General features: G+C 43.3%; 6 protein-coding genes and 1 pseudogene. All 7 read right to left on the bottom strand.

Translation table 11 applies throughout. The annotated features are described in order from the left end of the window. Positions 1–93 precede the first annotated feature (93 nt). Entirely contained in the window at positions 94–480 is a 387-nt protein-coding gene (locus H6G97_RS54215; RefSeq protein WP_242056085.1) for a hypothetical protein, read from the bottom strand. Further along, positions 458–2,155 carry a DUF3854 domain-containing protein gene (locus H6G97_RS46060; protein ID WP_242056084.1) on the bottom strand — a complete coding sequence of 566 codons (1,698 nt, stop codon included), beginning with the start codon at positions 2,153–2,155 and terminating at the stop codon, positions 458–460. Before H6G97_RS46060 ends, H6G97_RS54215 begins: the two co-directional genes overlap by 23 nt. Positions 2,156–2,339: 184 nt before the next feature. Continuing rightward, positions 2,340–2,576, bottom strand: a pseudogene (locus H6G97_RS54210) (alpha-ketoglutarate-dependent dioxygenase AlkB); the annotation flags it as partial. 12 nt (positions 2,577–2,588) lie between these two features. Next, entirely contained in the window at positions 2,589–2,939 is a 351-nt protein-coding gene (locus H6G97_RS54205) for an alpha-ketoglutarate-dependent dioxygenase AlkB family protein (protein WP_242056082.1), read from the bottom strand. Between the two features lie 29 nt (positions 2,940–2,968). Next, positions 2,969–3,766 (bottom strand): hypothetical protein, encoded by a 798-nt coding sequence (locus tag H6G97_RS46050; protein WP_190947095.1) that lies wholly within the window; start codon positions 3,764–3,766, stop codon positions 2,969–2,971. Positions 3,767–3,810: 44 nt separating this feature from the next. Beyond that, complete coding sequence (locus tag H6G97_RS46045; protein WP_190947094.1) at positions 3,811–4,269, bottom strand: DUF1392 domain-containing protein; 459 nt, start codon at positions 4,267–4,269, stop codon at positions 3,811–3,813. Further along, a partial coding sequence (locus H6G97_RS54200; protein ID WP_242056081.1) for a terminase gpP N-terminus-related DNA-binding protein occupies positions 4,266–4,573 on the bottom strand: 308 nt, incomplete at its 5' end. The genes H6G97_RS46045 and H6G97_RS54200, both read right to left, overlap by 4 nt.

Genomic DNA, 4,573 nt, shown 5'->3' with positions numbered 1-4,573 from the left:
TACCTATTTTCTCATGAATATTTCATGCTTTGCTTCCAATACACCAGCTTTTATTACAAATACAAGGCATTCGGAATCAGATTCAAATAATACTTATGTACTAGTAATTGGCGATCGCATTGTGCCAGTTGCGTAAGTCCTGATTAAAAAAGCGTCAATATCCTTAATGGCAATGTTAATCTCCCTGATGAAAATCACATTTTCCTCACTACCACTGTTCTCGGAGTGAATAGCCCACACCCGTAACTTGCGGTCTTCGGCTGATTCGGGTGTATCATAAGCATCATCAATTGCTGAACCATCATTGAGCGCTCGTTCCAGCTTTTTGATAAACCGCTTGCTGTCGCTGACCATCATCAGTTTTTTACCAAGCATCAACTGAGCATGGAACTCGGCAACGATCGCGCTACTGTTTTTCCCCTCGTACCAATAAACCTGACGACCCCCAGAGCGATACTCATTTTTGATGATGTAGGGCACCAGCCGGTCGCATTCGCATAAAAAACTCAATGGTCAAGTCATCGAGGTGAGCATCTGCCAACACTACCAATTTGGCATTGTAAACCAGATACTCCAACACTTCCAGAATAGCCCCCCGGTGTTCTTTGCAGGTCTTTGATTTGAGCAAGTGAGCGAGATACTGGCAGGCTTCATCAATAAATAGAATGTCATAAGCCTGTAAATCATTCGCCATCTTATACAGCGAGTCTACAGTGATACTCAGTGCTTTGGCTTTAGCCCAGTCACCGCAAGAAATCGCAGAGTACATGGCAGTTTGCAAGCGATCGCTGAGATTCTTGAGCAAAGTAACCCGATGCCCGTTGTTCAAAAAGCTCAAGTCTGGGTTATCTCTTCTAATCATCGCTAAGATTTCAGTTTTGCCTGTCCCCATGTCAGAAGCCAAACCCACTAACCCAGATTGAGGCAGAGAGCGGATGACTGTGGAGAGATAGCGAGTATTCACGACAATATTAGGTTTGAATTTGTGAAGTCCCCTGACGCGATTCACGAAAAATCTTTGGTTTAACTCGCTGATTCTCAAGGCATCAGCAATCATTGTGCTAACTGCTTTATCAGCTTTTTTCCCCAGTGCCACAACCCAATCGTCAATTCCTTTTTCGGGCCCAGGCAAAACTGCTACTTCGCATTGACAGGCAAGTTGGAGAATTACTTGACAGGTGCGGCGAGTAGCAGCAAAAACCTGCTGTTTGGTTTTGGGTTTGGTTTCGTAGTCGAAGAGGATAACGAATTTACGACCCTTTTGCGCCATTGGGACTAAATCAGGGTGCAGGTATTCTAAATCTTCCTTGCCCACGCGACCGTTCCAGATTCCAGGAAGTGCGATGGCTACATATCCCAAAGTCAGAAGACAAGCAGCCTTCTTCTCGCCCTCCGTAAGGCATACTGGGATGGAGGGGTGTGCCATGACCCAAGTCCAAAAGCCCAGTGCTTCACCAACTTCTGTAACGGTGATTAGTTCTGGCATCGGTACGTCATACCGCAGGGCTATCAAGCGCCAAATGTGCAGAGGGACTCTTAGATACGTGACTCGGTTGGGAGTTTTGGGGGGTGACTCGTATTTGACAGGCTTTTGAGTTTGCTCTTGGGTTGTCTTGTCCCATTCGAGCCTTGGGTAATCAGGTTTCATGCGTCCCCAGTCCATCGGTAGCCAATTATTGAGCGGGTCGAGTCCACTAAGCCACCATGCACCCGACTCTACATGGGCATATCTTTTCAAGTAGCCATCGCGCAGTCGCCCATCGTTGCGTCTGGCAGTTTGGGGGAGAGCGTATAAAAGGTATTCGTATACTTCCGAACCACTTAAAGATCGGACATTTAGGGCAGTGAGTTTGGGGTCAACGGCGGAATTGACCACCCATTCATGCCAGTGGTTGGGAGTTAATTCACTGTTTGGATTCTGATGTGTATCAATTGTGTGGCTCAAATGAACAGCATCATTTTGGTTCGAGGAGTCACGTAAATTTAGATAATGCTTTGGTAATTCATAATGAGAATTAATGAAGTGATTTTTAGGTACAGTTTTGAAATCAGTTTGTTTTTTGAAAACTTCTTTTGAGGTTGGTTCAGAAGTATTGGGTATTTTAGGTAAGCCATAATTAGGATCTAATAACCGACGACGTTTTGCTTCTCCCATGATTTGACTCCTTTTTGAGGGAATAAGATAGTACAAACAAACTAAGAAGTTGTGATTGTAGATGACTTAGAAAAATCAATTGCACGAAAATTGATGCTGTCAGCCAGTGAATCTGATATAGAATCAGGGTTGACAGCTTCTTTGAAGTGCTGTTGTTTATCTGCTCAGATTGAAAAAATCAGAATTATCTGCTTTTGGCTGTATGTGGTCGAAATGTGAGATTAATACGTGTCCTAACCACTTTGTTGGTCTTGGGAACTTGGTGCAGATGTGTAGACTGACAACCTGGGTGCATTACAAGCAAGCTTCCGTGTTCCAGCCAGAAGTCTGTTGCTTTGCCATTTCTCGGTTTGATTTGGAATTTGCGACATGAACCTAAGCTGACTGATACGATTGCAGAGTTAGATCCCATTGATGGTTCGTTGTCAGCGTGTCAACCAATCGAATCCTGTCCACTGCGGTACTGATTTCCGATAACTATGCGGAACTTATAGCCAGTTAAGGCGGTGATCCTATCTCGTAACTTAGACAGAGCATCTGTCCAAGTCAGGGGTTTCAAAAACACGCTATTCGAGTAGAGGTAATCACATCCGGCATCACCGTAAATACATTCAAGGCGGGGAACGGGCATTGTTTTACCCGCGATCCTGATTTGATTTTGCTGCCACTCCAGTTTTAGGCAGTCTTGGTAAAGCGAGTTGGCTTGTTCAAGGCTTAAGAAATCGGGATAATAAGTGACTGGTAAAACTGGGGCTAATTCAGCAAATAAATTGAGTTGTTGCATGGTAGTTTTCTCAAATTTTGAAACTGCTGTTAGTTCTGTTCGGCTTTAAAAACCTCAACCAAAATACTTTCTGGATACAAACCGACTTTTCCAAAGCGTGGGTCATGAATGCGTTCTATTTCTATTCCAACATTCCGACACAAAGCACTGGCTTTCTTACCTTTAGCACCTGCTTCTTTTACAGATATTTCTAAACCTTGAAGATTAGCGAAACCAACAACACTATATTTGTGACCGCATGGGGTATTCACTCTGTCTTGCTCAACTTCAACGGCTTTTAGTCGGTGTTGAAGTTGTTGATTGAAATTTTGTTGAGCAAGAATAGCTTGCTCTAGTTCACGCTGACGGCAGTCTTGCTCAAAAAGTTGTTGGGCAATAGCAACTAGATTCTGTGCATTTTGAAGAATGATTTCTATTGGTGATTGTGGCTGTTGAACAGTTGGCGGTTTCACCCACCCTAAAACATCTTGAATCCATGCTCTAACGCCAATGGTATTAAATGCTTTGCAAACTAATCTGGCTTGTTTAGTACAGTATCGCCCTGCTTCGTGAGCGTAGTAGTCTAAGATAATAGCGATTGCAATATCGGGGATACCTTTGGTTTTCCATTCTCGGAGTTCCGCAGGGTGAAAACCATGCTCTGTAAGGATTGTAGCTAATCTTGAAAGCTTCAGTTCCGCACTGTCTAAGGAGTTACGAATTGCTTTTTCATCAACTCCAGCCAGTCTTGCTGCTGCCCGAACACTGGCCTTGCCCTGACCATTAGCGTCAACTTCAATCTCTTGTTTTATTTGTTCGATGATTTGTGCGACTTCAATTTGTGACATAAATTTAATTGGGTGATAATTTTCTGTTGTGTGATTAGAAAGAATTAAACATTTACGCGCACTAAACTTTTTTCACCAACCAGTGAGAAACGATTAGATATAGTCCGTGATTGAGTTAAGGTTGGCGATACCAATTCAACAACATAAAACCAAGAATTATTCACCAGCCCAATCCCCAAAATCAGCCGTTGTTTTGTTCCATTATCGTGAGAACAGAGCATCACTCTTTCGCCTAGAACAAAAGCAGGTTTTTGCACTTTGATAGCTTTTAACTCTCCAGTTGCGATGATTTGGTTTTGTGTAGCGTGAAGTATTTCATTACGGCAATCAATTGAATAAAGCCAAGTTTCAGGCTTCCATTGCATACCGCAGCAGTAACCAAATGTTCTCGTAGTTCTGAGGTATACTCTCTCCAGTAAATTCACCTCAACGGATGGAATTGTTTGACCCCAAGGTGGGGAGAGATACCAGCTAGTTTTCAGTGCGTTAATGTGGTCAATCATGCTTTTCTCCCCAATAAGTAATTAATGGCTTCGGAGTCAATAGAGGCAATACGCTTTTTTAAATGTTGTGGGGGATTTTCAAAAAAGCTTTTAAGATGCCATCTCCGAACTTGATAACGCTTGGAAGAACGGCGGCTAGTTTTCAGCCAACCACGGCGTACCCAACCAGAAACCGTAGTAGAATGCACACACAGAACACGGGCGATTTCAGCACTACTATAGTTATCGAGAAAGGGGCTTGTAGAATAACCTAAAGCCCAAAGTTTAGTAGCAATAGCAATTGGAGTGCGAAAATATCCATGTC

The sequence above is a fragment of the Nostoc flagelliforme FACHB-838 genome, assembly GCF_014698065.1.
GTDB classification, from domain to species: Bacteria; Cyanobacteriota; Cyanobacteriia; order Cyanobacteriales; family Nostocaceae; genus Nostoc; species Nostoc flagelliforme_B.
This window is presented reverse-complemented; position numbering and strand designations above follow the sequence as displayed.